At 62.7% G+C, this 25921-nt stretch carries 23 protein-coding genes; 17 read left to right on the forward strand and 6 right to left on the reverse strand.

The features are described from left to right. From G8767_RS05580 to thyX, 6 genes are all read right to left on the reverse strand, one after another. Entirely contained in the window at positions 1-981 is a 981-nt protein-coding gene (locus tag G8767_RS05580; protein ID WP_069146046.1) for a TerC family protein, read from the reverse strand. Between the two features lie 45 nt (positions 982-1026). Next, the gene (locus G8767_RS05585) at positions 1027-3798 is read right to left on the reverse strand and encodes a DNA translocase FtsK (RefSeq protein ID WP_166809570.1); all 2772 of its coding nucleotides are present in this window, start codon (positions 3796-3798) and stop codon (positions 1027-1029) included. A gap of 123 nt (positions 3799-3921) precedes the next feature. Beyond that, on the reverse strand, positions 3922-4545 hold the full coding sequence (locus tag G8767_RS05590; protein WP_095970582.1) for a TIGR03085 family metal-binding protein: 624 nt from the start codon (positions 4543-4545) through the stop codon (positions 3922-3924). 59 nt (positions 4546-4604) lie between these two features. Then, on the reverse strand, positions 4605-6614 hold the full coding sequence (locus G8767_RS05595; RefSeq protein WP_095970583.1) for a ribonuclease J: 2010 nt from the start codon (positions 6612-6614) through the stop codon (positions 4605-4607). Next, positions 6615-7520, reverse strand: a complete 906-nt coding sequence (gene dapA, locus G8767_RS05600) for a 4-hydroxy-tetrahydrodipicolinate synthase (protein ID WP_003942142.1) — start codon at positions 7518-7520, stop codon at positions 6615-6617. It lies immediately after the preceding gene. Between the two features lie 43 nt (positions 7521-7563). Continuing rightward, complete coding sequence (thyX, locus tag G8767_RS05605; protein WP_095970584.1) at positions 7564-8316, reverse strand: FAD-dependent thymidylate synthase; 753 nt, start codon at positions 8314-8316, stop codon at positions 7564-7566. A gap of 153 nt (positions 8317-8469) precedes the next feature. Here thyX and G8767_RS05610 point away from each other — a divergent pair, with 153 nt between their 5' ends. The 17 genes from G8767_RS05610 to nuoN all read left to right on the forward strand — a co-directional run bounded on the left by G8767_RS05610 (position 8470) and on the right by nuoN (position 25918). Then, a complete protein-coding gene (locus G8767_RS05610; protein ID WP_166809571.1) occupies positions 8470-8949 on the forward strand; it encodes a toxin-antitoxin system HicB family antitoxin in 480 nt (159 codons plus the stop codon). An 87-nt stretch (positions 8950-9036) separates the two neighbouring features. Continuing rightward, positions 9037-9471: an SRPBCC family protein gene (locus G8767_RS05615; RefSeq protein ID WP_166809572.1), complete on the forward strand. Its 435-nt coding sequence runs from the start codon at positions 9037-9039 to the stop codon at positions 9469-9471. Between the two features lie 180 nt (positions 9472-9651). Further along, on the forward strand, positions 9652-10044 hold the full coding sequence (locus G8767_RS05620) for a response regulator transcription factor (RefSeq protein ID WP_166809796.1): 393 nt from the start codon (positions 9652-9654) through the stop codon (positions 10042-10044). A 245-nt stretch (positions 10045-10289) separates the two neighbouring features. Continuing rightward, positions 10290-10649, forward strand: coding sequence for an NADH-quinone oxidoreductase subunit A (locus G8767_RS05625; RefSeq protein WP_003942165.1), 360 nt, complete (start codon positions 10290-10292; stop codon positions 10647-10649). Positions 10650-10729: 80 nt separating this feature from the next. Further along, entirely contained in the window at positions 10730-11284 is a 555-nt protein-coding gene (locus tag G8767_RS05630) for an NADH-quinone oxidoreductase subunit B (protein ID WP_095970587.1), read from the forward strand. Further along, entirely contained in the window at positions 11281-11943 is a 663-nt protein-coding gene (locus G8767_RS05635; protein ID WP_095970588.1) for an NADH-quinone oxidoreductase subunit C, read from the forward strand. The genes G8767_RS05630 and G8767_RS05635 overlap by 4 nt, the downstream gene beginning before the upstream one ends. Further along, complete coding sequence (gene nuoD, locus G8767_RS05640) at positions 11943-13274, forward strand: NADH dehydrogenase (quinone) subunit D (protein WP_095970589.1); 1332 nt, start codon at positions 11943-11945, stop codon at positions 13272-13274. Before G8767_RS05635 ends, nuoD begins: the two co-directional genes overlap by 1 nt. Next, a complete protein-coding gene (nuoE, locus tag G8767_RS05645; protein WP_166809573.1) occupies positions 13271-14095 on the forward strand; it encodes an NADH-quinone oxidoreductase subunit NuoE in 825 nt (274 codons plus the stop codon). Before nuoD ends, nuoE begins: the two co-directional genes overlap by 4 nt. Before the next feature lies 1 nt (position 14096). Further along, positions 14097-15416: an NADH-quinone oxidoreductase subunit NuoF gene (gene nuoF / locus G8767_RS05650; protein WP_124569765.1), complete on the forward strand. Its 1320-nt coding sequence runs from the start codon at positions 14097-14099 to the stop codon at positions 15414-15416. Next, positions 15413-17842: an NADH-quinone oxidoreductase subunit G gene (locus G8767_RS05655; RefSeq protein ID WP_166809574.1), complete on the forward strand. Its 2430-nt coding sequence runs from the start codon at positions 15413-15415 to the stop codon at positions 17840-17842. Before nuoF ends, G8767_RS05655 begins: the two co-directional genes overlap by 4 nt. Continuing rightward, positions 17839-19179, forward strand: coding sequence for an NADH-quinone oxidoreductase subunit NuoH (gene nuoH, locus G8767_RS05660; RefSeq protein ID WP_095970593.1), 1341 nt, complete (start codon positions 17839-17841; stop codon positions 19177-19179). Before G8767_RS05655 ends, nuoH begins: the two co-directional genes overlap by 4 nt. Continuing rightward, on the forward strand, positions 19172-19729 hold the full coding sequence (gene nuoI / locus G8767_RS05665) for an NADH-quinone oxidoreductase subunit NuoI (protein WP_095970594.1): 558 nt from the start codon (positions 19172-19174) through the stop codon (positions 19727-19729). The genes nuoH and nuoI overlap by 8 nt, the downstream gene beginning before the upstream one ends. Beyond that, positions 19726-20523: an NADH-quinone oxidoreductase subunit J gene (locus G8767_RS05670; RefSeq protein ID WP_166809575.1), complete on the forward strand. Its 798-nt coding sequence runs from the start codon at positions 19726-19728 to the stop codon at positions 20521-20523. Before nuoI ends, G8767_RS05670 begins: the two co-directional genes overlap by 4 nt. Next, a complete protein-coding gene (gene nuoK / locus G8767_RS05675) occupies positions 20520-20819 on the forward strand; it encodes an NADH-quinone oxidoreductase subunit NuoK (protein WP_003942238.1) in 300 nt (99 codons plus the stop codon). Before G8767_RS05670 ends, nuoK begins: the two co-directional genes overlap by 4 nt. A 1-nt stretch (position 20820) precedes the next feature. After that, positions 20821-22713: an NADH-quinone oxidoreductase subunit L gene (nuoL, locus tag G8767_RS05680; protein ID WP_166809576.1), complete on the forward strand. Its 1893-nt coding sequence runs from the start codon at positions 20821-20823 to the stop codon at positions 22711-22713. Positions 22714-22721: 8 nt separating this feature from the next. Then, complete coding sequence (locus tag G8767_RS05685; protein WP_124569781.1) at positions 22722-24326, forward strand: NADH-quinone oxidoreductase subunit M; 1605 nt, start codon at positions 22722-22724, stop codon at positions 24324-24326. Further along, positions 24323-25918 (forward strand): NADH-quinone oxidoreductase subunit NuoN, encoded by a 1596-nt coding sequence (gene nuoN, locus G8767_RS05690; protein ID WP_166809577.1) that lies wholly within the window; start codon positions 24323-24325, stop codon positions 25916-25918. The genes G8767_RS05685 and nuoN overlap by 4 nt, the downstream gene beginning before the upstream one ends. Positions 25919-25921 lie beyond the last annotated feature (3 nt).

Below are 25921 nucleotides of genomic sequence, written 5' to 3' on the forward strand. Positions count from 1 at the left end.
CTACTCCCCCGCCCGGTCGCGAGTCTTCAACAGGCTCGCGACCGTCGTCACCGCCAGTACTCCGATGATCACTCCGAGTGAGAGTGCCGTGGAGATTTCCGGCACGGAGACGTGTTCACCTCCGTTGACGAACGAGAGAGTGTTCTCGTGCAACGCGTGCAGTACCAACTTCACGCCGATGAACGCCAGGATTATCGAGAGCCCGTACGAGAGATAGACCAGCCGTTCGAGCAATCCGCCGATCAGGAAGTACAGCTGCCGTAGGCCCATCAGCGCGAAGGCGTTGGCGGTGAACACCAGATACGGTTCCTGGGTCAGACCGTAGATCGCCGGAATCGAATCGAGCGCGAAGAGCACGTCGGCAAAACCGATTGCAATGAGCGCCAACAACAACGGCGTCACGACGCGCTTGCCGTCGATCCGGGTGATCAGTTTGTCCCCGTCGTATTCCTCGGTTGTCGGCAGCACCCGTTTCACGAGCGAGATAATGCGACTGTCGCGCTTCTCCTCTGCCTCCTTCTCATGCCCGTGATCGCGGATCAGGGTGTACGCGGTGTAGATCAGGAACGCACCGAAGAGGTAGAACACCCAGCTGTACGCGTTGATGGCGGCGGCACCGACACCGATGAAGATTCCGCGCATCACCAACGCGAGGACGATGCCGATCAGCAGGACTTTCTGCTGAAACTCTCGTGGTACCGCGAAGGTCGACATGATGATCACGAAGACGAACAGATTGTCGACCGAGAGCGCCTTTTCCGTGACGTAGCCGGCGAAGTACTCACCGCCGTAAGTGGTGCCCCAGATCCACATCACGACGAGACCGAACACGACCGCGATCGAGATGTAGACCGTCGACCAGAATGCCGACTCCCGGAACGTCGGCGCGTGCGGAGTGCGGACGTGGGCGAAGAAGTCGAAGACGAACAGACCGAGGATCACCACGATCGTGATTCCCCAAGCCAACGGCGTCACATGCACGGGTTCCTCCGGTCGTCTGTCGACGGCTTGTCCGCCGAGGTGTCCCTACTCGTCTGCGGGTGCCTCGTCCGGGTCGCCGCCGCGAATCGACCACAGCAGACCGTCGAGCTCCTCGGGCTTCATGAGTACCTCGCGAGCCTTCGAGCCCTCGCTGGGTCCGACGACGCCGCGGTTTTCCATGAGGTCCATGAGTCGACCGGCCTTGGCGAACCCGACCCGCAGTTTGCGCTGCAGCATCGACGTCGAGCCGAACTGGCTGGTGATCACCAATTCCACGGCCTGCAGGAGGACGTCCATGTCGTCCCCGATGTCAGGATCGACGTCTTTCTTCTCCCCGGCCTTCTGCGCGGTGACACCTTCGGTGTACTCGGGTTCCGCCTGGTTCTTCGCGAAGTCGACAACCGCCGAGATTTCTTCGTCGGTGATGAACGCGCCCTGCATTCGGGTCGGCTTACCCGCACCCATGGGCAGGAAGAGGCCGTCACCCATACCGATGAGCTTCTCGGCGCCGGGCTGATCGAGGATGACTCGCGAGTCCGTCAGTGAAGACGTCGCGAACGCCAGACGCGAAGGCACGTTGGTCTTGATCAGGCCGGTGACGACGTCGACGGACGGGCGCTGTGTTGCCAGCACCAGGTGGATACCGGCAGCACGGGCTTTCTGGGTGATGCGGACGATTGCTTCTTCGACGTCGCGCGGCGCGGTCATCATGAGGTCTGCAAGCTCGTCCACGATTGCCAGGATGTAGGGGTACGGACGGTAGACGCGCTCGCTGCCCAGCGGGGCGGTGATTTCGCCGGACTTGACCTTGGAGTTGAAGTCGTCGATATGACGCACCCGGTTGGCCTGCATGTCCTGGTAGCGCTGTTCCATCTCCTCTACCAGCCAAGCCAGCGCTGCCGCTGCCTTCTTCGGCTGAGTGATGATCGGCGTGATCAGGTGCGGGATACCTTCGTACGGCGTGAGCTCGACCATTTTCGGGTCGATGAGGATCATCCGTACTTCTTCCGGCGTTGCTCGGGTGAGCAACGAGACGAGCATCGAGTTCACGAAGCTCGACTTACCCGAGCCGGTCGAACCTGCCACCAGAAGGTGGGGCATCTTCGCGAGGTTGGCACTGACGAAGTCGCCTTCGATGTCCTTGCCCAGACCGATCACCAGTGGGTGGTGATCGCGTCGGGTGCTCGGCGCGTTCAGCACGTCGGCGAGGCGAACCATTTCGCGGTCGGAGTTCGGTACCTCGATGCCCACCGCGGACTTACCCGGAATGGGGGCGAGGAGGCGAACGTTGTCGGTTGCCACCGCATAGGCGATGTTGCGAGCGAGCGCGGTGATTTTCTCGACCTTGACGCCCGGGCCGAGTTCGACCTCGTAACGCGTCACTGTCGGGCCGCGGGTGAATCCGGTAACGGCGGCATCGATCTTGAACTGTTCGAGGACCTCGCTGATCGCCTCGATCATCGCGTCGTTCGCAGAACTGCGGAGCTTGGGTGGGTCGCCCTCGATCAGCAACGTCGTCGGTGGGAGGTTGTAGTCGCCGTCGGTGACCCGATCGGTGACGAAGTGTTCCTTCTCCTCCGGCTCGGGTTCGGGTTTCGGCACCGGCTTGGCGATGGGGACCGAACGGGCCGGCACCTTGGGGCGCGGCGCCGGAGTCTCCACGACGGGCGCCGCCGCAGCCACGACGGGCTCGTCGGGTACTGCAGTTTCGTCGGCGTTCCACAGACCGAGTACTTCGGTCTTCTTGTCGCCGGATTCGAACTCGTCCGTCGGGTAGTTGTCGATCGGTGCGCGTCGACTGGTCCGCTTGGCGGGCTTGAGCGGTGGCTCGGCGTAGGTGTCGACCGGGTAGCCGTCGGCATCGAACAGTGAAGGATCGTAAGCAGATTCGCCGTAGTGGTGCTCGCCGTCCTCGTCGAATTCGGATCCGTAGTCGCCGTATTCGTCCGAGCGATACGAGGCACCGAAGAAGGACTGGAACTTGCTCGGCACCTCACGCAGAGTGGTTCCGGTCAGAAGGAGGATTCCGAATCCGGCAGCGATGACCAGCAGCGGCGCGGACAGCCAGACGGTGAGCCCGTTGGTGAGCGGGCCGCCCACGACGTACCCGACGAACCCTGCGCCGTTGGAGCGGCCGGTGGAGTCTGTCGGTGAACCCGAGATGATGTGCCAGAGGCCGAGCGCCGGCAGACCGACCAGCAACGATCCCATGATCAGTCGGGGCCGGATCTCAGGTTTAGGTTCGGTGCGCATCAGCAGGATCGCAAGGCCGACGCCGACGATGGGGAGCACGGCCGAGGCCGCGCCGAAGATCGCGCGCACGAGGGTGTCGATGCCGCCGCCGATCGGACCACCGGCCTTGAACCAGACGCCGCCGGCGATGACGACGCTGAATGCGATCAGGCCGAGCGCTATTCCGTCGCGGCGGTGGCCGGCTTCGATCTCGCCGACCTTACTGACGGTGCGTGTGGTGGCGCCGACGCCGCGGGCAGCCAGGGACCACCCGGCTCCGATTCCCTTCCCGACAGCCGCCAATGGACTGGCCCGCTGAGACGTTTTCGATACCGGGCGGCGCGCGGCCGACGACGTACCGGACGCCTTCTTGGGCGCTGGCTTGGAGCCCTTGCCCGAGGCCGGACGCCCACCAGCCCTGGCCGAAGTCGTGACGTTGCGAGGAGTCGACACGGTCCGTGTGGTGCGCGACGTACGAGGTTTTGCGGTCGCTCGGGCACTCGGAGTAGAGGCTGACGACCTGGTCGATGCCCTGGACGTGGACGTGCTTGTACTGGATCCCCGGGCGCTCGACTTACCTGCCATGGAGTTCAGGCTAGTCTGTGCGACCCCATCTGGACCATCCGCAACACCAGCAACACTGGTCGCGAGTGCGAAACGTGATCTTCACAACCCGTCGGTCGAGCTCCACTCAGGTGGAAAGGGCAATCAGAAACTGCGATCGAGCGCCATCACAGATTGAACGTCGGCCAGTTCACCTTTGGCTTCGATCTGCACTTCGTTGCGACCGAAAGCGTGCAGTAACAACTCGGCGGGTTCACCTTGTAGAACAACACTGCGTGAGCCGGATTTGTGGACGACCGCACTCTCGCCGGAGGGAAGTTCGAAAATTACCTCGACAGCGGCCTTGCGGTAGCCCATCTTGCCGACCTGTCGTGCGTACTTCCACAGCTGAGCCTGCCGACCCTCCGACAACGGACGCGGCGCCCAGTTCAGGTGTGCGCGTCGTACATCTTCGTGGTGGACGAACATCTCCGTGGTGTTCACCTGCGCGTCGAGCCAGTACATCGGCGACCACCGCGGCGGCCCACTCCGAACGTCGTCGAGGATTTCCTCCCACGGACGCGCCGCTGCGGACTTTCGCACGCTCTCGGTGTGTCCGGCAAGAGGGCTCAACATGATTCCGGGAGCGGCGTCGAGACGCCGCTCCCGGACGATCAAGTGTGCTGCCAGGTCGCGATTGGTCCACTCCCCACACAGTGTCGGTGCATCGGGGCCGAATTCGACCATGCTGTCCACCAGGGCGAGTCGTTCGTCATGAGCGAAGGTCACCTTCGCCAAAGTACTCGAACCGGACCGGGTTCGAGCGTAAGCGACCTGCTGTGCCGAATCTACGGAACCGCGATGACCGTCGGGATGATCATCGGACGGCGACGGTACTTGTCCGCGACCCAACGTCCGACGACGCGGCGCACGGACTGAGCGATGCGATGAGCGTCGATGACGCCTTCGCTCGCCAGGCGTGCCAGGTCCGATTCCACGAGATCCGCGGCGTCCTTGAGTGCCGTCGGATCGTCGGAGAACCCGCGACCGGACACCTCGGGAGTACTGACCGCGCGGCCTGTCGACTCGTTGATGACGATGGTGATGGCGATGAAGCCGCCCTCACCGAGCACGAGGCGATCGGACAGCGTCGGCTCACCGACGTCACCGACGGAGAGACCGTCGACGTAGACGTGTCCGACCGGTACGCGTCCGACGATCTCGGCGAGGCCGTCGACCATGTCGACCACCACGCCGTCCTCGGCCAGCACGATGCGCTCTTCCGGAACGCCGGTTGCCTTGGCGAGCGCTGCGTTCGCACGCAGGTGACGCCATTCGCCGTGAACAGGCATGGCGTTGGTGGGCCGAACCGCGTTGTAGAGGTACAGCAACTCACCGGCGGACGCGTGGCCCGAGACGTGAACCTTGGCGCTCTGCTGAGTCACGACGGTGGCACCACGCTTGGCCAAACCGTTGACCACGGCGAAAACGGAGTTCTCGTTGCCCGGGATCAGCGACGACGCGAGAACGACCAGGTCGTTGGCGCGGATGTTGATCTGGCGATGTTCGCCGCGAGCCATCCGCGAGAGCGCAGCCAACGGCTCACCCTGCGAACCCGTGGAGATGAGAACGAGGCGATCGTCGGGAAGGGTGGCGGCGGTGTCGATGTCGACGACCAGGCCGTCGGGCACCGTGAGGTAGCCGAGATCCTGTGCGATCTGCATGTTGCGGACCATCGAGCGGCCGACGAAGACGATGCGGCGGTTGTACCGAGCAGCAACGTCGACGACCTGCTGGATGCGGTGCACGTGGCTGGCGAACGACGCCACGATGACACGCTGCTTCGCCTTGCCGATGACGTTGTCGAGCACTCCCCCGATTTCGCGCTCGGGGGTGACGAATCCCGGAACCTCGGCGTTGGTCGAGTCGACGAGGAACAGGTCGACGCCCTCGTCGCCCAGGCGGGAGAATCCGGCGAGGTCGGTCAGGCGGCCGTCGAGAGGCAGCTGATCGAGCTTGATGTCACCGGTGTGCAGGACAACGCCGGCGTCGGTGCGAATCGCGATCGCGAGAGCGTCGGGAATCGAGTGGTTGACCGCGAAGTACTCGCAGTCGAACGGGCCGTGGGTGGTCGTGTTTCCCTCGACGACCTCGACGAGGTTCGGACGCAGGCGATGCTCGCGGCACTTGGCGGCAACCAGGGCGAGAGTGAACTTCGCGCCGATGACCGGAATGTCCGCACGCAGGCGCAGCAAGAACGGCAGAGCACCGATGTGGTCCTCGTGTCCGTGAGTCAAGATGACGGCTTCGACGTCGTCCATACGGTCTTCGATGTAGCGGAAGTCCGGGAGGATCAGGTCGACGCCGGGCTGCTGGTCCTCGGGGAACAGCACACCGCAGTCGACGATCAGCAGCTTGCCGCGGTGCTCGAACACCGTCATGTTGCGACCGATTTCGCCGATGCCACCCAGAGCGACGATGCGCAGACCCGATGCCGGTGCCTTCGGGGGTGTTCCGAGGCGACCCGTCGGATCGACGGCCGGACGGTTCTCGGGGCGCTTGTTTCCGCGTCCGTTGCCCGTCTTCGACGCTGCCGGACGGTTACCGCCGGAAGATTTGCGGGGCGACCTGTCTTCGGCCGACTTCTTCGGCGCAGCAGATTTGGAGGCTGCGGACTTGGCTGGTGCAGACTTGCTTGCTGCGGCCTTCTTGGGCGGGGCGGCTGCGGCGGGGGCCGCTTCTGCCGCCGGCGCAGCTGGTGCCTCTACCGGCGCGGCCTTCGCGGCCGTTTCGGGAGCCGGAGGCGAAGGCGGACCGGCTTGACGACTGGCACTACGACGTCGGGGGGGACGGGTCATTTACAAAACTCCTGCCGCATGCAGATCGGCGGCAAGACCGTCGATCTGCTCTTTAGTGGGTGCAACCTGCGGAAGGCGTGGTTCTCCGACATCGATTCCGATGAGTCGCAGACCCGCCTTCGAAGCGCTGACACCGCCGAGGCGGGCAACGGAACGAATCACAGGGATCAAACTGAGGTTTATCTCGCGTGCGCGGGCGATGTCGCCGGACACGAACGCGGTGTGAAGGTCACGGAGGCGACCCGGAACAAGGTGGCCGATGACACTGACGAAGCCGGTAGCACCGACAGCGAGCCACGGCAGGTTCAGGGGGTCGTCACCGGAGAAGAACTGAAGCTCGGTGGTGCCGATCAACTCTGCGCCGGCGTTGAGGTCTCCCTTGGCATCCTTGACGGCCTTGATTCGCGGGTGCTCGGCGAGTCGGCGGATCGTCTCGGTCTCGATGGGAACGACGGAGCGGGGCGGAATGTCGTACAACATGACGGGCAGGTCGGTCGCGTTGGCGACGGCAGTGAAGTGCGCAAAGAGTCCGGCTTGGGGCGGACGCGAGTAGTACGGGGTGACGACGAGCAGACCGTGCGCGCCGGCGCGGGCCGCATCACGGGCGAGTTCGACGCTGTGCGCGGTGTCGTTACTGCCGGCGCCTGCGACGATCTTGGCGCGGTTGCCGACGGCGTCGATCACAGCGCGGAGCAGGTCGAGCTTCTCGGACTCGGTGGTGGTGGGAGACTCACCGGTGGTACCGGCAAGAACAAGGCCGTCGCAGCCGTTGTCGACGAGATGGGCTGCGAGGCGCACTCCCGCGTCGACGTCCAACTTCCCGTCGGCAGTGAACGGGGTCACCATCGCAACGGAAATGGTGCCGAACGGACGCTCGACAAGAGAAGCGGAATCACCGTAGGTCATGGTCAGAAGGTTACCCGGTTCAGCTCTTACTTCTGCACACGAGTCACGACTCGGCCGCAAATGCGCTGACGGCGATTTCCGATCCGTCGCTTCCGCGGAGAATCTCGTAGTCCCCGAACACATTTGGCGCGACGTCGCGAAGCTGACGTAGGCACTCGACCGCGACTCGCCGGATCTCGACGTCGGCATGTTCGGTGGCGCGCATCTCGACGAAGTGCCGCCATGCCCGATAGTTCCCCGTCACGACCAAGCGCGTCTCGGTTGCGTTGGGCAGCACCGAGCGCGCGGCTTGCCTGGCTTGCTTCCCCCGCATCGGGGCACCGGGCACTGATTGCAATTTCCCCTCGAGGGCGGTCAGCAGCTCGCCGTACGCTCGACGGCTCTCGTCGGTGGCAGACAGAAACAGTGCTTCGAGCTCGGGATCACCTTCGACGGCGGGAGGCACAACGACGTTCGCATCATTCTCGCGGACGAATCGCTGCGAGAGTTGCGAGTACGAGAAGTGCCGGTGACGAATCAATTCGTGAGTGCACGAGCGCGAGATACCGGTGATGTAGAAGCTCACGGTTGCATGCTCGAGCACCGAGACGTGCCCGACCTCGAGCAGATGCCGTAAGTATCCGGCGTTCGTTGCCGTTCGCGGATTCGGTTTGGACCAACTCTGGTAGCAGGCTCGGCCGGAGAACTCGACGAGTGCTTCGCCGCCATCCGCGTCCGTCTCCCACGGAATGTCCTCGGGCGGGAAGAACTCGGACTTCGCCACCAACTGCACTTTCAGCGACACCGTGTTCGGCACAACCCACTCCTCGCAAGCACAAACCGACAAGCACAAAACCTGGGCGCCGTTCGCCTCAGGTGCTGGGCAACTCTATAGCGGTCGCCCACCCCCGAGATCGCGTGACGTCACCATGTCCTTGACTGACGTCACTTTTGACGTCACTCTGGTGTCATGGACATTTCGGAGTACACCGCAAAGCTGCAGAATGACCTCGTCACCGCAGCCGAACTCGGCGACGATCACACGCGCCGGATTGCGGCGTCGTTGTCCGCCGCCATCGAACCCTCGGTCCGCCTGGTCTTGTTGGCCGCGGCGACGGAGTTGGCCAAGGAGATCGGGACCAAACTCGACGGCCGCGAGGTCAGAGTCAATCTCGACGGCAACGAGATCGTGACCGACGTCGTCCGCCCGACGAATCCGGTCGACGGCGAGGGCACAGACGAGAAAGCAGGCGACGAGAAGAAGGACTCCCCCTACTCGTTCGACGACGTCAGCGGAGATATCAGCCGAGTGACGTTGAGGATGATGGAGCAGATCAAAGCCCGCGCCGAGGAGGCAGCCAATCAGAACGGAGTTTCCCTCAACTCGTGGGTTTCACAAGCCGTTCAGGGCGCGTTGCGGGACCAGATGCGCAAGAACGGCATGGACTAGTTCGACGCCACCCCGATCGCCGAATGATCTAATTGCGCAACTGCAGTAATCACGAACCGTTGCCGCAAGGCGAGAAGGAGCACGTTCATGGCCGTTTCGGGCGTCAAGGAATTCGAGATCAAGGCTGATCCGGCGACGGTGATGCAGGCCGTCGCCGCGGTCGATCGACTGCCGGAGTGGTCGTCTGCGCACAAGAAGATCACCATCGAGAGCACCCACGACGACGGACGCCCGCATCGCGTTCGCATGGCCGTGTCCATTCTCGGAATCAACGACGAGCAGGTAGTCGACTACGCCTTCGAGGGCGACGAGAAGGTGACCTGGACCCTTGTCGAGAGCGGCCAGCAGAACCAGCAGGACGGCTCGTACGTCTTGACGCCCACCGACAGTGGAACCAAGGTCACCTTCGAACTGACCATCGATCCCAAGATTCCGCTGCCCGGTTTCCTGGTGAAGAAGGCGCAGAAGACGGCCCTGGAAACGGCAAGCAAGGGCCTGACGAAGTTCGTCGAAAACTTCTGAGCACACACGCAATTCAGGCGGCCCTTACTTCGGCGTTCATCGCCGGGTAGGGGCCGTTCGCTGTGAAGCCGAGCTGCGATTTCTCGGAAGTTCTTGCCGATGTCGAACATTCGCCGGTAGCCGGTGACCGCCCGGAGTAACGTCGGCCGCGTGTCCGCCGAGACCGCAGAGCCCAACTCCATGGCACCCGTGCGCATCCTCGTCTACAGCGACGACGCACACACGCGCGAGCAAGTTCGGCTCGCTCTCGGAGAGCGCCCACATCCTTCGATGCCCACCATCGACTACGTCGAGGTCGCGACGGCGCCGATCGTCGTCGACAAGCTTGATGCCGGCGGAATCGATCTCGCCATCCTCGACGGTGAGGCGAGTCCGGCGGGCGGCATGGGCGTCGCGAAACAACTCAAGGACGAGATCGTCGACTGTCCACCTGTCCTCGTACTGACCGGTCGACCCGACGACGCGTGGCTGGCGTCGTGGTCCAGAGCGGAAGCCTCAGTGCCGCAGCCGATAGATCCGATTGAACTCTCTTCCGCCGTCATCGCGCTTCTGCGTCGGCAACTGAGCCGGTGAGCACCCGTTGCAGCGGTGATTCGTTGCGGCGCCGACTACTTCGGGCTTTCGCGAGCGAAACTCGGCACCTCGAAAATCAACCCAATGTCGGAGGCCTCCCCTAGTGTGGGTGTCGCAGGTCACATAAGTGGTGAATTGCTGGCAGTATCGAATTCGAACGGCACCTTCGGGTTAACGGCACCTTCGGGTTAACGGCACCTTCGGGCTAGGCGGACATCCGCACAGCGGAGAGGAGTTCGGGTGACATGAACGCTTACATCCCCATTCTCGTTCTCGGGGTCATCGCGATGGCCTTCGCCGTGGTGTCGGTTGTTCTCGCGTCCGTGGTCGGCCCGAAGCGGTACAACAGGGCAAAGCTCGAAGCGTACGAATGCGGAATCGAACCGGCACCCCGCACCGCTGGTGGCGGACGGTTTCCCGTCAAGTTCTATCTGACGGCGATGCTGTTCATCATTTTCGACATCGAGATCGTCTTCCTCTATCCGTGGGCCGTGCATTTCGATTCGCTCGGCTTGTTCGGTCTAGCGGCCATGGGCCTTTTCATAGTCAACGTTTCGGTCGCATACGCATACGAATGGCGACGAGGCGGTCTCGGTTGGGACTAGCTGGACGAGTAGACGATCAACACAAAGAAGTCAGACAAAACCGGTCACACCGAAGCTGTTACGACTGAAAAGAGTCGGATATGGGTCTCGAAGAAAAGCTCCCCAGCGGATTTCTACTGACCACGGTCGAGGGCCTTGCAGGTTATGTCCGCAAAGGTTCACTGTGGCCTGCCACCTTCGGGCTCGCGTGCTGCGCCATCGAGATGATGGCAACCACATCCGGCCGCTTCGACCTGGCGCGGTTCGGCATGGAGGCCTTCCGCGCGTCGCCGCGACAGGCAGATCTTCTGATCGTGGCCGGGCGGGTCAGTCAAAAGATGGGCCCGGTACTTCGTCAGGTCTACGACCAGATGGCCGAGCCGAAATGGGTTCTGGCCATGGGTGTGTGCGCGTCGTCCGGCGGAATGTTCAACAACTATGCAGTGGTTCAGGGCGTCGACCACATCGTGCCGGTCGACATCTACCTGCCCGGCTGTCCGCCGCGGCCGGAGATGCTCCTGAACGCGATCATCGAACTGCACCGAAAGATCCAGGAGATGCCCCTCGGCGTGAACCGGGAAGAGGCACGCGCGGCAGCCGAGCGCGCCGCACTGGCATCCACCCCCACGATCGATATGAAGGGGCTTCTGCGATGACCTCGGGTAACACCGGCGCGAGAGGGATGTTCGGGGTCCGCGGAACTGGCGACACTTCGGGCTACAGCAGGCTCGCCCCTCCGATCTCTCTGGAGGACAAGGCTTCTCGACCTTTCGGCGGATATTTCGATGCAGTCGCGGATTCCTTGGACGCGGCATTGAGCAGCGCGGGTGGCACTTTCACCGATGCAGTCGAGCGAGTAGTGATCTTTCGAGACGAGATGACGCTGCACGTCGAACGCTCCCACCTGCCGCAGGTTGCGCGCAGACTGCGCGACGAACCGGATCTTCGCTTCGAGCTCTGCCTGGGTGTCGACGGAGTGCATTACCCGCAGGACACCGGTCGTGAACTGCACGCCGTGTATCCACTTGCCTCTATCACGCACAACCGCCGAATCAGGCTGGAAGTATCTGTGCCGGATTCCGATCCGCATATTCCGTCGATCGTCGGGATCTACCCGACCAATGACTGGCATGAACGCGAGACGTACGACTTCTTCGGGATCGTCTTCGACGGTCATCCGGCCCTCACCCGCATCGAGATGCCAGACGACTGGAAGGGGCACCCACAGAGGAAGGATTATCCGCTCGGCGGTATCCCGGTCGAGTACAAGGGCGCCCAGACTCCGCCTCCCGACGAGCGTAGGTCGTACAACTGATGAACGAGACGACAGGAACCAACTCCGGTGCCGCGACGGAAACCGTCGTCACAGCATCGGGACAGGACTGGGACGACATAGTCACCGCGGCCGCCCGCCAGCGAACCGGCGAGGCCGAACGGATCGTGGTCAACATGGGTCCGCAGCATCCGTCCACTCACGGGGTCTTGCGCCTCATTCTCGAAATCGAGGGTGAGACGGTCGTGGAAGCTCGATGTGGAATCGGATACCTGCACACCGGAATCGAGAAGAATCTCGAATTCCGGAACTGGACGCAGGGCGTCACTTTCGTTACTCGAATGGACTACCTGTCACCGTTCTTCAACGAAACCGCGTACTGCCTCGGGGTCGAGAAACTTCTCGACATCACCGACGACATTCCCGAGCGAGCCACCGTCATTCGCGTGATGATGATGGAACTCAATCGGATCTCGTCACATCTTGTCGCCCTGGCGACCGGCGGGATGGAACTGGGCGCCGTGACGGCGATGCTGTTCGGATTCCGCGAACGCGAATTGATTCTGGACGTGTTCGAGACGATCACCGGACTGCGGATGAATCACGCCTACATCAGGCCGGGCGGTCTCGCTCAAGATCTACCCGACGGGTCGGTCGCGAAGATTCGACACCTGTTGAAAGTCCTACCGAAGCGGTTGCGTGACGTCGAACTGATGCTCAGCGACAACTCCATCTGGAAGGCCCGCACCCAGGGAATCGGATATCTCGATCTGACCGGCTGTATGGCGCTCGGGGTGACAGGACCGGTCCTTCGCGCCACGGGTCTCCCCCACGATCAGCGTCGAGCGCAGCCCTACTGCGGCTACGAGAACTACGAGTTCGACGTCGTGACGCACGACGGATCGGATTGCTACGGAAGATACGTCATCCGCGTCGAGGAGATGAAGGAGTCCCTCAAGATCGTCGAGCAGTGCCTCGACAAGCTCCAACCCGGGCCGGTCATGGTGGAAGACAGAAAGATCGCCTGGCCTGCCGACCTCGCCGTCGGACCGGATGGCCTCGGCAACTCGCAGAAGCACATCGCCAAGATCATGGAATCCTCCATGGAAGGTCTCATTCACCATTTCAAACTGGTCACCGAGGGTATCCGCGTGCCGCCCGGTCAGGTGTACGTCGCCGTCGAGTCTCCACGTGGAGAGCTGGGGGTGCACATGGTCAGCGACGGGGGAACCCGGCCGTACCGCGTCCATTTCCGGGATCCGTCATTCACCAACCTTCAAGCGGTGGCGGCGATGTGTGAGGGAGGCATGGTGTCCGACGTGATCGCCTCGGTTGCCAGTATCGATCCCGTCATGGGCGGAGTGGACCGATGACCGGCCCGAACGGCTCGTCACGGGTGTTCATCGAACTCGGGCCGCGCCCGGAGGAGCCCACGCAACTGGTACGTCCTGGCGCACGATCGAGCTATCCACCCGACGTCCTCGCCCGACTCGACGCCGACGCCGAAACCCTGGTCGCTCGTTACCGTGAGCCTGACGCCGCCGCGACCACCAGTCGATCCGCCCTCCTGCCACTCCTTCATCTCGTGCAGTCCGAGGACGGTTACATCACCCCGGCCGGGATCGATTTCTGCAGTGCCAAGCTGGGTTTGACGGGCGCCGAGGTCGCCGCCGTTTGCACCTTCTACTCCATGTATCGCCGGGGGCCGACGGGTGAGTATCTGGTCGGAGTCTGCACCAACACGCTGTGCGCGATCATGGGCGGAGACGACATCCTCGCGGCACTCGAAGAGCACCTGGGCTCGACAGGTTCCAGAGACGAAGGCGGACACTCCATCTCGACGTCCGACGGCAAGATCACCCTCGAACACATCGAGTGCAATGCGGCGTGCGACTACGCCCCCGTCGTGATGATCAACTGGGAGTTCTTCGACAACCAGACTCCGGAATCGGCGCGCTCACTTGTCGATGCGCTCCGCGCAGGAGAGCGCGTGACTCCCAGTCGCGGTGCCACACTGTGTTCGTTCCGACAGACCGCGCGCACCTTGGCCGGTTTCCCGGATACGAGAATCGAAGCAGTCGAAGCACAAACCATCGGCGGGGCAACTCTTGCCGGACTACGTATCAGCCGATCTCACGACGACAACCCACCCGGGTCGGCCTCCGCGGCCGACACTCCCGGTGAAGGGAAGTGACATGACACTCGCCCCCGTCCTGAGTCGCTATTGGGATCAACCGAATTCGTGGACCCTCGACAGCTACCTGCGTCACGACGGTTATCAGGCCCTACGCAAAGCGCTCGACGGCTCCCCCGATGCCGTGATCGAGACGGTCAAGGACGCGGGCCTTCGGGGGCGCGGCGGCGCCGGGTTCCCGACAGGCCTCAAGTGGAGCTTCATCCCGCAGACCTCTGCAGACAAGCCCGGAGACGGAAAGCCGCATTACCTCGTCGTCAACGCCGACGAGTCCGAGCCGGGCACATGCAAGGACATGCCCTTGATGATGGCGACTCCCCACACGTTGGTGGAGGGCGTCATCATCGCGGCGTACGCAATTCGAGCAGCGAAGGCGTTCATCTACGTCAGAGGCGAGGTTGTCCCGGTTCTGCGACGCCTGCAGACCGCCGTCGCCGAGGCTTACGCGGCCGGATATCTGGGCCGCAACGTTCTCGGTTCGGGTTTCGATCTGGATCTCGTCGTCCATGCCGGAGCCGGCGCCTATATCTGTGGGGAAGAGACGGCCCTCCTCGATTCGTTGGAGGGACGACGCGGTCAGCCTCGACTGCGGCCGCCGTTCCCCGCTGTCGCCGGTCTCTATGCCTGCCCGACCGTGGTCAACAACGTCGAGTCCATCGCGAGTGTTCCGTCGATCGTCCTGGGCGGCCCGGAGTGGTTCCGGTCGATGGGATCTGAGAAGTCACCGGGATTCACGCTGTATTCGCTCTCGGGCCATGTCACCACGCCCGGCCAGTACGAGGCTGAACTCGGGATCACTCTGCGCGAGCTGCTCGAATACGCAGGCGGGGTTCGCGCTGGACACACACTCAAATTCTGGACTCCCGGCGGATCGTCGACGCCGATCTTCACCGAGGAACATCTCGATGTACCACTCGACTACGAGGGCGTCGGCGCCGCGGGATCGATGCTGGGCACCAAGGCACTGCAGATATTCGACGACACAACCTGCATCGTGCGCGCAGTGTTGCGATGGACCGAGTTCTACGCCCACGAATCCTGCGGCAAGTGCACGCCGTGCCGCGAAGGTACGTACTGGCTGGTGCAGATCCTGCGGCGACTCGAAGGTGGAACAGGAACCGAAGCCGATCTCACCAAACTTCTCGACATCTCCGACACGATCCTCGGAAAGTCCTTCTGTGCGTTGGGTGACGGAGCGACCAGCCCGATCATGTCCTCCCTGAAGTACTTCCGTGAGGAATACGTAGCGCATTTCGACGGCAACGGATGCCCGTTCGATCCTCGCCGGTCCGTACTCGCGACAGGAGCGTTCGTCTCATGACTGCAGCCGACGCCACCACGAATGCCACCACCGGAGCCGATGCGGCACCGCCGACCGATCTCGTCACTCTTACCGTCGACGGCCGCGAACTCCAGGTACCCAAGGGCACGTTGATCATTCGCGCTGCGGAAATGATCGGCACCCAGATTCCGCGGTTCTGCGATCATCCCCTTCTGGATCCGGTCGGTGCTTGCCGTCAGTGCATCGTGGAAGTCGAAGGTCAGCGCAAGCCGGTGGCGTCCTGCACGACACCGGTTGCGGACGGAATGGTGGTCACCACACAGCTCACGTCGCCTGTGGCCGAGAAGGCCCAACGCGGGGTGATGGAACTCCTGCTCATCAACCACCCTCTGGACTGCCCCGTGTGCGACAAGGGCGGCGAGTGTCCGCTCCAGAACCAGGCGATGTCGACCGGTCGCACCGAATCCCGGTTCGGCGAGGAGAAAAGAACCTACCCCAAGCCCATCCCCCTCTCGTCCGAGATCCTCCTCGACCGCGAGCGTTGTGTCCTGTGCGCCAGATGCACGCGATTCTCGAGTCAGATCGCCGGCGACCCGTTCATCGAACTCCTCGAGCGCGGCGCGCTTCAACAGGTCGGGATCTACGCCAACGAGCCCTTCGAGTCCTACTTCTCGGGCAACACCATCCAGGTTTGCCCGGTCGGTGCGCTCACCAGTACGGCATACCGATTCCGGGCGCGACCGTTCGATCTGGTGTCCAGCCCCAGCGTGTGTGAACACTGTGCAGACGGATGTGCCCAGCGCACCGACCACCGTCGCGGCAAGGTTCTTCGTCGACTCGCCGGGGACGACCCCGACGTCAACGAGGAGTGGAACTGCGACAAGGGCCGTTTCGCTTTCACGTACACGACCCAAGGTGACCGGATCACCACTCCCCTCATCCGCAACGCTGACGGCGAATTGATTCCGGCGTCGTGGCCCATGGCACTCGACCTCGTTGCGCGATCCTTCGCGCAGGCCCGCGGTGACGCAGGCGTACTCGTCGGTGGGCGCTCGACCAGGGAGGACGCCTACGCCTACAGCAAGTTCGCGCGAGTTGCTCTCACTACCAACAACATCGACTTCCGAATCCGTGCTCATTCGGCCGAAGAGAGCGGTTTCCTCTCAGCTCACGTCGCGGGCCGCACGCTCGAAGAGTCGGTGACGTACCAGGATCTCGAATCTGCCCCGACTGCATTGCTGGTAGCTCTCGAGCCCGAGGAGGAGTCACCGATCGTCTTTCTGCGGCTACGCAAAGCCGCTCGTTTCGGCAAGACAACCGTGCTCTCCTGCGCGCCATTCGCTACTCGGGGCCTGCAGAAGATGGGCGGCACTTTGCTTCGGACCGTTCCCGGAAGTGAAGCAGCTCTGATGGATTCGTTGGCCCGCCTGGAAAGTGCGGAGGGACAGCTTCTCCGACGGCCCGGTGCGGTGATCCTGTTGGGCGAACGACTCAGTGAGGTGGCGGGCGGCTTCTCGGCCGCGGTCCGTCTCGCCGAAGCGACGGGAGCTTCTCTGGCTTGGGTCCCCCGCCGCGCTGGTGATCGCGGCGCCGTCGAGGCCGGCGCGCTACCGGGACTGCTTCCCGGTGGACGCCTCGTTGCGGACGCGATGGCACGTCGAGAGGTGGAATCGGTGTGGGACGCCCCCATCCCGACGTCCGACGGTCGCGATACCACGAGCCTCCTGGATTCGGGGCAGACGACTGCTGCGCTACTGATCGGCGGCGTCGAGTTGAGTGACCTACCGAACCCGGCGAAGGCACGCGCCGCGATCGAAGCCGCCGGATTCGTGGTGAGCTTGGAAATCCGTCACAGCGAAGTCACCGAACTCGCCGACGTCGTCTTCCCGGTGGCACCGGTCGCCGAGAAGCCCGGAACCTTCCTCGACTGGGAAGGCCGCGAGCGTGTGTTCGACACGGCATTGAGAACAACAGGCGTAATGCCCGATCAGCGCGTTCTCCACGCGATCGCGGCCGAGATGGGTATCGATCTTGGCCTGCCCGACGCAGCTTCTGCGCGCGCGGAGATACACCGCCTCGGAGCATGGTCCGGATCGCGCCCCACCCCACCCCAGGTACCGGCAGCAACCGCGCCGTCGCCGGCGCAAGGCGAAGCGGTGTTGTCGAGTTGGCGGATGTTGCTCGACAATGGTCGTTTGCAGGACGGCGAACCCAACCTGGCCGGTACTGCTCGATCCCCCCTCGTGCGTTTGTCGGCCGAGACCGCCGCCGAGATCGAAGCCGATAACGGTGATCAGGTTGCCGTGTCGACTGAATCCGGCACCGTCACTTTGCCGTTGGAAATCACCGAACTACCACCTCGAACTGTCTGGTTGCCGCTCAATTCACCGGGTAGCACCGTCTACGAAACACTCTGCGCCACCGCGGGATCTGTCGTGAAGATCGCGAAGGCGGGAACGCAATGACCGCCCACGAGTACGAGAGCGTCGCTGCGCCGGTCGACCTGTCGGCGTTCGGGCACGACCCATGGTGGTTGGTGATCGGCAAGGCGCTCGCCATCTTCGTGTTCCTCGTACTCACCCCGCTGGTGGCGATTTACGCGGAACGAAAAGTGATGGCGCGCATGCAGATGCGTGTCGGACCGAACCGCGTCGGCCCCCGCGGAATGCTCCAGAGTCTCGCTGACGGAATCAAGCTCGCCCTCAAGGAAGGCATCACGCCGACCGGCGCCGACAAGCCGATTTATCTGCTCGCGCCCGTGATCGCGGTCGTCCCGGCGTTCATGGCGTTTGCTGTCATTCCGTTCGGTCCGCAGGTGTCGATCTTCGGAACCCGGTCACCTCTGCAACTGACCGATCTGCCGGTCGGCGTTCTCTACATCCTGGCCGTGACCTCGATCGGTGTGTACGGCATCGTGCTTGCCGGCTGGTCTTCGGGATCGACGTATCCACTACTGGGCGCACTTCGATCGACCGCGCAGGTCATCTCCTACGAGGTGGCGATGGGGTTGTCCTTTGCCGCCGTCTTCCTCTACGCCGGAACGATGTCCACGTCCGGCATCGTCAGCGCCCAACAGGGTGCCTGGTACATCTTTCTTCTGCTGCCCTCATTCCTGATCTACGTGACAGCGATGGTCGGCGAAACCAACCGAGCCCCTTTCGACCTTCCCGAGGCCGAAGGTGAGCTGGTTGGCGGGTTCCACACCGAGTACTCCTCACTCAAATTCGCGATGTTCATGCTGGCCGAGTACGTGAACATGGTGACGGTGTCCGCTCTGGCCACGACGCTGTTTCTGGGCGGGTGGCACGCACCGTTCCCGTTCAACCTGTGGGACGGCGCAAATTCCGGTTGGTGGCCCGTGCTGTGGTTCGTCGCCAAAGTGTGGGGCTTCCTCTTCGTCTTCATCTGGTTGCGCAGCACCCTTCCGCGGTTGCGCTACGACCAGTTCATGAATCTCGGCTGGAAGATTCTGATCCCCGCAGCCTTGGTGTGGGTGATGGTGATCGCGACCGTTCGTGCGTTCCGCAACGAGGGCTACAACACGTGGCTCGTACTCCTCTGCGTCGCACTGGTTCTCGGAGCTGGACTTTTGGCGGTGTTGGCCGGGACTTACCGCGGCCGACGCCGAACTGCCTCGTCGGTGCCCGATTCGGAGCTCCTGCCTTTCGATGGTCTGTCGGGTGGCTTCCCGGTTCCACCGCTCCCAGGTCAATCACTGCCGGCCCGAAAACTGCCGGGTCAGAACGTGCCACCGCCGCGGCGCACAGATGTTTCCGACACATCGGAGGACTCCCATGCCTGATTTCCTCGGACCTATCGCGGGTTTCGGAGTGACGCTCTCGACCATGTTCAAGAAACCCGAGACCGAGTTCTATCCGGAGGAGAAGCGCCCCACCGCGCCCGGATACCACGGTCGCCATCAACTCAACCGGTATGCGGACGGACTCGAGAAGTGCATCGGTTGCGAGCTGTGTGCCTGGGCCTGCCCCGCCGATGCGATCTACGTCGAGGGCGCTGACAACACCGAAGAAGAACGGTTCTCCCCCGGTGAGCGCTACGGGCAGGTGTATCAGATCAACTACCTGCGGTGCATCGGCTGCGGCCTCTGCGTCGAGGCCTGCCCCACTCGGGCCCTCACGATGACCAACGAATACGAAATGGCCGACGATAACCGAGCTGGGTTGATCTACGAGAAAGACCAACTGCTCGCGCCCCTGAAACCCGACATGGCAGCGCCACCACACGCGCTGCGTCCCGGCACAACTCAGGACGACTACTACCGCGGCGACATCGCAGCAGCACCCGAACGAGCGGCACCCGAGCAAGAGACGAACCCGGAGACCGAGAAATGATCGGGGCGGTCACGACCACGGTCCTGGCGGAGGGAACGATGACATCGACCTCCACCGGCGAGGCGGTGCAATTCTGGATCCTCGGAACCCTTGCGGTGATCAGCGCTTTGGGTGTCGTCGCCGCTCCCAAGGCCGTCTACTCTGCGCTCTTCCTTGCGATGACGATGATCATCCTGGCCGTGTTCTACATCGTGCAGGGCGCACTGTTCCTGGGTGTCGTCCAGATCGTCGTCTACACCGGCGCGGTGATGATGTTGTTCTTGTTCGTCCTGATGCTCGTGGGCGTCGATTCTTCGGACTCCTTGGTCGAAACACTACGGGGACAACGAGTCAGCGCGATCGTGATCGGCGTCGGCTTCGGGTTGCTGCTCATCGGCGGACTCGGAAATGCGTCGATCTCGGGCTTCACCGGTTTCACCGGACTCGACCAGGGCAAAATCGACGCTCTCGCCGATCTCATCTTCATCCGCTACGTCTGGGCCTTCGAACTGACCGGAGCTCTACTGATCACGGCGACACTGGGCGCCATGATGCTTGCGCACCGGGAGAAGATCGGAGCCACGCTCAGCCAACGCGAACTCTCCCAGCAACGGTTCACGTACCTGGGCAGTGATGAGAGCAATCCCGAAAAGGGCTCCGCCACTCCACTCCCGAGTCCCGGTGTGTACGCACGTCACAACGCGGTGGACATGCCGGCCTTGTTGCCGGACGGATCGTTCTCGACCCTCTCTGTCAGCAGCGCGCTCACTCCGCGATCCCCGGATCCGAGTGCCGGTGAGGAGTCTCAGCGATGAATCCCGAGAACTACCTGTATCTGTCCGTCCTGTTGTTCACCATCGGGGCCGCGGGAGTCCTCTTGCGCCGCAACGCCATCGTGGTGTTCATGTGTATCGAATTGATGCTCAACGCCGCCAACCTGGCGTTCGTGACCTTCGCGCGCATGCACGGCAATCTGGACGGCCAGATCTTCGCCTTCTTCACGATGGTGGTCGCTGCGGCCGAAGTGGTCGTCGGTCTGGCAATCATCATGATCATCTTCCGATCTCGGCGTTCTGTATCCGTCGACGACGCAGACCTGCTGAAGTACTGACATGTCAGGAGGAATCACGTCCGCCATCTGGTTGCTCCCCGCTCTGCCGCTGTGCGGCGCCGCTGTCCTTTTGCTGGCCGGTCGTCGCACGAACGCGTGGGGTCACCTACTCGCCTGCGTCATGGCTCTCGCGTCGTTTGTCGTCGCAGTGGTGTTTTTCATCGCCATGCTCGGCCGCGACACCGCCGACCGCACCGTCACCGAGCACCTGTTCAATTGGGTCCCGGTCGACAGTCTTCAGGTCGAGTTCGGACTGCAGCTGGACCAACTGTCGATGTGTTTCGTTCTGCTCATCACCGGTGTAGGTTCACTGATCCACATCTACTCGGTCGGCTACATGGCGCACGACCCCGAGCGTCGTAAGTTCTTCGCGTACCTCAATCTTTTCCTCGCTGCGATGCTGCTCCTCGTGCTCGCCGACAACTTCCTCGGACTCTACGTCGGCTGGGAAGGCGTCGGTTTGGCGTCATACCTGCTCATCGGATTCTGGCAGCACAAGCCGTCGGCGGCGACGGCGGCCAAAAAGGCTTTTTTCGTCAATCGGGTGGGCGACATCGGATTGATGATCGCAATGATGTTGATGTTCAGCACCTTCGGCTCGCTCGCGTTCAGCAACGTCTTCGCCGACGCGTCCGGCGCAAGCGAAGGTGTCCTGACGGCGATCGGTCTCATGCTCCTCCTCGCTGCGTGCGCGAAGTCCGCCCAGGTGCCGCTGCAGTCGTGGCTCGGCGACGCAATGGAGGGCCCCACCCCCGTATCGGCCCTTATTCATGCTGCCACGATGGTCACTGCCGGTGTGTACCTGATCGTGCGCTCCAATCCGATCTTCGATCTCGCACCCGGCGCTCAGCTCGTGGTTGTCATCGTCGGTGCGGTGACGCTCTTGTTCGGCGCAGTCATCGGCTGCGCGAAGGACGACATCAAGAAGGCCCTCGCGGCGTCGACCATGAGTCAGATCGGTTACATGGTCCTGGCCGCGGGACTCGGACCAGCCGGATACGCCTTCGCAATCCTTCATCTGATCACCCACGGATTCTTCAAGGCAGGCCTGTTCCTCGGCGCAGGCTCCGTGATGCACGCGATGAACGACGAAACCGACATGCGGCGCTACGGCGGACTCCGAGCGTTCATGCCACTGACCTTTGTCACGTTCGGGCTCGGTTACCTTGCCATCATCGGTGTTCCGCCGTTTGCCGGGTTCTTCTCCAAGGACAAGATCATCGAGGTTGCAATCGGCGAGGGCGGTGTCAAGGGTGTGGTGCTGGGCATCGTCACGCTCTTGGGTGCGGCGCTCACTGCCTTCTACATGACCCGCGTGATGCTGATGACCTTCTTCGGGAAGGCCCGCTGGGAGAACCAGAAACCTCACGAATCTCCGGCGGTGATGACGTCACCGATGATCATCTTGGCGGTGGGGTCCGTCGGCGCCGGCCTGCTCCTGACCATCGGGTCCAGCTTGCAGAACTGGCTCGAACCGGTTGTCGGCTCCCATCACGTCGAACCGCCGATACCCGCATGGTCGATCACCGCGCTGGCACTGCTCGCAGTTGCCGCCGGCATCGCGATTGCTTATCGCGAGTACGCCACCCGGGAGATTCCACTGGTGGCACCGACTCCGGTTTCACCGTTGACCGTTGCGGCTCGCCACGATCTGTACGGTGACGCCTTCAACGAGACGGTGTTCATGAAGCCGGGACAACAACTCACCAAGTCGTTGGAAGTGGTCGACACCAAGGGAATCGGCGGCGTCGTAGGCAGCTTTGCGGTGGTCGTCACCGGGTTGTCCGCGCTCACGCGGAGATTGCAGACCGGGTTCGTTCGTTCGTACGCGCTGGTGATGTTTGTCGGAGCAACACTCGTGGTCGCGACAATGATGGCGGTGACACTGTGGTGATCGAAACTGTGGTGATCGAAGCAGCGGTGAGCGACTCTGTGACCAATGCCGGCTTCCCCGCCTTGACGGTGCTCTGGCTGCTTCCGCTCATCGGAGCTGGTGTTGTCCTCGCTCTGCCGGCACGGTCGTACCAATTTGCGAAGTCTCTCGCGTTCTCTGTCTCCGTGGTGGTTCTGGTGGTCGCCGCCGGGCTCGGAGTTGCGTTCGACCGCGGCGGCGAGCAGTTTCAGTTCGTCGAAAGTCACAGCTGGATACCGGCATTCGGTACGACCTACACACTCGGACTCGACGGCATCGCCCTCGTTCTGGTTCTCCTGACCGCCGTGCTGGTCCCACTGCTTCTGATCGCCGGCTGGAACGACGTCCCTGCAGACCCGGCATCACCCAAACGGATGCCGCACACCTATTTCGCTCTGATCCTTGTTGTCGAGTCCATGGTGATGATTTCGTTCAGCGCCTTGGACATTCTCCTGTTCTACATCTTTTTCGAGGCGATGCTGATACCGATGTATTTCCTCATCGGCGGGTTCGGTGGAGTGGGTAGATCTCGCGCTGCGGTGAAGTTTCTGCTCTACAACCTCCTCGGCGGCCTGGTCATGCTCGCTGCGGTCATCGGCCTGTACGTGGTCACCACCCGCGACGAGAGTCCCTTCACCAGCGGCACTTTCGATTTCCGGGCGATCGCCTCAGCGGCAAACAGCGGTGAACTCGGTGTGGGACCCGGGGTGCTCAACGCACTGTTCCTCGGATTCATGTTCGCGTTCGCGGTGAAAGCACCGCTCTGGCCGCTACACAGTTGGTTGCCGGACTCCGCGGTGGAATCGACTCCGTCGACAGCGGTGTTGATGATGGCGGTCGTGGACAAGGTGGGCACGTTCGCGATGATTCGCTACTGCCTGCAACTGTTCCCGGAGTCGTCGTCGACTTTTGCACCGTGGATCATCACGCTAGCTGTGATCGGTATCGTCTACGGCGCGATACTGGCTATCGCGCAGACAGACGTCATGCGCCTGATCGCCTACACGTCGATTTCACACTTCGGCTTCATCATTCTCGGTATCTTCGCGATGACCAGCCAGAGCCAGGCCGGTTCCGCGCTGTACATGGTCAACCACGGTGTCTCGACGGCGGCACTGTTCTTGATCGCGGGATTCCTGGTCTCACAGCGGGGTACGCGATCGATCGCAGCCTACGGCGGCGTTCAGAAAGTCGCACCCGTCCTGGCCGGGACCTTCCTCGTTGCGGGCCTGGCAACGCTGTCGCTGCCGGGTCTGGCTCCGTTCATCAGTGAATTCCTGGTGCTCGTCGGAACGTACTCGCGCTATCACGTCGCTGCCATCGCGGCGACTGCTGCGCTCGTGCTGTCCGCGATCTACATACTCTGGCTCTATCAGCGAATGATGGGCGGACCAGTGAAGGAAGGGCAGGGAACGATCCGCGACCTCGCGCGACGTGAACTCGTGGTGGTCGCCCCTCTGATCGCTCTCCTGCTGCTACTCGGCATCTACCCCAAGCCTGCCTTGGACGTCATCACTCCTGCAGTGAGCCACACGGTCGTCGACGAGGCGCCGACACCGCTTGTCGCCGACCACGAAGGAGGTGCCCACAAATGAGTTCCTTCACCGACGTGACCGTTCTCGGTTCAGCCGGTACGGCGTCACCCAGTATCGAATACAGCCTGCTCTCGCCGATGTTGATCGTGTTCGGCGTGGCGGTGCTCGGGGTACTCATCGAAGCGTTCGCGCCCAGGCGTATTCGATACCCCGTGCAACTCGTCCTCGGTGTCGCAGGTTTGGCGGCCGCATTCGTGGCAGTGCTTCTGCTGGCCGGTACGCGGTCGACGGCGATGATGGGTTCGGTAGCGGTCGACGGTCCGACGCTCTTCCTGCAGGCGACCATCCTTCTCGTGTCGATCCCCGCAGTACTGCTGATCGCCGAACGTGGATCGGGCAACACCGCCGAGGTGATCGCGCAACACGACGCGCTCGGCAGTTTCACTCCTCAAGCGTCGAGCGTCCCGGGAAGCGTTGCGGAACAAGAAGCAGTCAAGGTCGGTATCGCCCAGACCGAAGTCTTTCCGCTCACCCTCTTCGCGGTCGGCGGCATGCTCCTTTTTCCCGCGTCGAACGATCTGCTGACGATGTTCGTTGCGCTCGAGGTGTTCTCACTGCCTCTCTACCTCCTGTGCGGGCTGGCACGTCGACGTCGCCTACTCTCCCAGGAAGCTGCGCTCAAGTACTTTCTGCTCGGGGCATTTTCGTCGGCGTTCTTCGTTTTCGGAATCGCGTTGCTGTACGGCTATGCCGGGACGGTCACTCTCTCCGGTATCGCCGACGCAGCACGCATCGGGTCGGGGACCGATGCCTTCCTGTGGCTCGGGACAGCACTCGTGGCGGTGGGATTGCTGTTCAAAGTCGGTGCAGTGCCATTCCATTCGTGGATTCCCGACGTCTATCAAGGGGCGCCGACGCCGATCACCAGTTTCATGGCGACGGCGACCAAGATCGCCGCATTCGGCGCCATCCTTCGTGTCTTCTACGTAGCCCTGCCCAACGAATACGTGAACTGGCGTCCGCTGATGTGGGCGGTCGCGATTCTCACGATGGTTGTCGGATCGATCGTCGCCGTGACGCAGACCGATATGAAGCGGATGCTGGCGTATTCGGCCATCGCACACACCGGATTCATTCTGACCGCAGTGGTTGCGGATTCGGACGCCGGCCTCGCGTCGGCGATGTTCTATCTTCTGGCTTACGGATTCAGCACAGTGGGCGCGTTCGCCGTCGTGAGTCTGGTTCGGGACGCAGACGGTGAGGTCGCGACGCTGACGCGCTGGGCCGGATTGGGCCGGCGCTCACCACTGGTCGGGGTCGTGTTTGCGCTGTTCCTGTTGGCTTTCGCCGGGATTCCGTTGACCAGTGGGTTCATCGGAAAGTTCGCGGTGTTCAGCGCGGCTGCCGAGGGTGGCGCCGCACCTCTGGTGATCGTCGGCGTCCTGTGCAGCGCAATCGCCGCGTACTTCTACGTGCGAGTGATCGTGTTGATGTTCTTCACCGAATCGGCCGCGGACGCTCCGACCGTCGTGGTGCCGAGTGCGCTGACCAGCAGTGTGATCGGCCTCGGCGCCGGTGTCACGCTCATCCTCGGCATACTCCCCCAGCCGGCGCTCGACCTCGCCGAGCGTGCAGCGGACTTCGTACACTGAGGC

The sequence above is a fragment of the Rhodococcus sp. IC4_135 genome, assembly GCF_011602025.1.
GTDB classification, from domain to species: domain Bacteria; phylum Actinomycetota; class Actinomycetes; order Mycobacteriales; family Mycobacteriaceae; genus Rhodococcus_F; species Rhodococcus_F baikonurensis.

Excerpts from the sequence above, each read along its gene's own strand:
- G8767_RS05655 (WP_166809574.1), top strand. The coding sequence starts at position 15,413 with ATGACTGCAGCCGACGCCACCACGAATGCCACCACCGGAGCCGATGCG.
- nuoK (WP_003942238.1), top strand. The coding sequence starts at position 20,520 with ATGAATCCCGAGAACTACCTGTATCTGTCCGTCCTGTTGTTCACCATC.
- G8767_RS05595 (WP_095970583.1), bottom strand. The coding sequence starts at position 6,614 with ATGACCCGTCCCCCCCGACGTCGTAGTGCCAGTCGTCAAGCCGGTCCG.
- dapA (WP_003942142.1), bottom strand. The coding sequence starts at position 7,520 with ATGACCTACGGTGATTCCGCTTCTCTTGTCGAGCGTCCGTTCGGCACC.
- nuoI (WP_095970594.1), top strand. The coding sequence starts at position 19,172 with ATGCCTGATTTCCTCGGACCTATCGCGGGTTTCGGAGTGACGCTCTCG.
- nuoF (WP_124569765.1), top strand. The coding sequence starts at position 14,097 with ATGACACTCGCCCCCGTCCTGAGTCGCTATTGGGATCAACCGAATTCG.
- nuoH (WP_095970593.1), top strand. The coding sequence starts at position 17,839 with ATGACCGCCCACGAGTACGAGAGCGTCGCTGCGCCGGTCGACCTGTCG.
- nuoL (WP_166809576.1), top strand. The coding sequence starts at position 20,821 with ATGTCAGGAGGAATCACGTCCGCCATCTGGTTGCTCCCCGCTCTGCCG.
- nuoN (WP_166809577.1), top strand. The coding sequence starts at position 24,323 with ATGAGTTCCTTCACCGACGTGACCGTTCTCGGTTCAGCCGGTACGGCG.
- G8767_RS05630 (WP_095970587.1), top strand. The coding sequence starts at position 10,730 with ATGGGTCTCGAAGAAAAGCTCCCCAGCGGATTTCTACTGACCACGGTC.
- G8767_RS05620 (WP_166809796.1), top strand. The coding sequence starts at position 9,652 with ATGGCACCCGTGCGCATCCTCGTCTACAGCGACGACGCACACACGCGC.
- G8767_RS05625 (WP_003942165.1), top strand. The coding sequence starts at position 10,290 with ATGAACGCTTACATCCCCATTCTCGTTCTCGGGGTCATCGCGATGGCC.
- G8767_RS05585 (WP_166809570.1), bottom strand. The coding sequence starts at position 3,798 with ATGGCAGGTAAGTCGAGCGCCCGGGGATCCAGTACAAGCACGTCCACG.
- nuoD (WP_095970589.1), top strand. The coding sequence starts at position 11,943 with ATGAACGAGACGACAGGAACCAACTCCGGTGCCGCGACGGAAACCGTC.
- nuoE (WP_166809573.1), top strand. The coding sequence starts at position 13,271 with ATGACCGGCCCGAACGGCTCGTCACGGGTGTTCATCGAACTCGGGCCG.
- G8767_RS05610 (WP_166809571.1), top strand. The coding sequence starts at position 8,470 with ATGGACATTTCGGAGTACACCGCAAAGCTGCAGAATGACCTCGTCACC.
- G8767_RS05670 (WP_166809575.1), top strand. The coding sequence starts at position 19,726 with ATGATCGGGGCGGTCACGACCACGGTCCTGGCGGAGGGAACGATGACA.
- G8767_RS05635 (WP_095970588.1), top strand. The coding sequence starts at position 11,281 with ATGACCTCGGGTAACACCGGCGCGAGAGGGATGTTCGGGGTCCGCGGA.
- G8767_RS05615 (WP_166809572.1), top strand. The coding sequence starts at position 9,037 with ATGGCCGTTTCGGGCGTCAAGGAATTCGAGATCAAGGCTGATCCGGCG.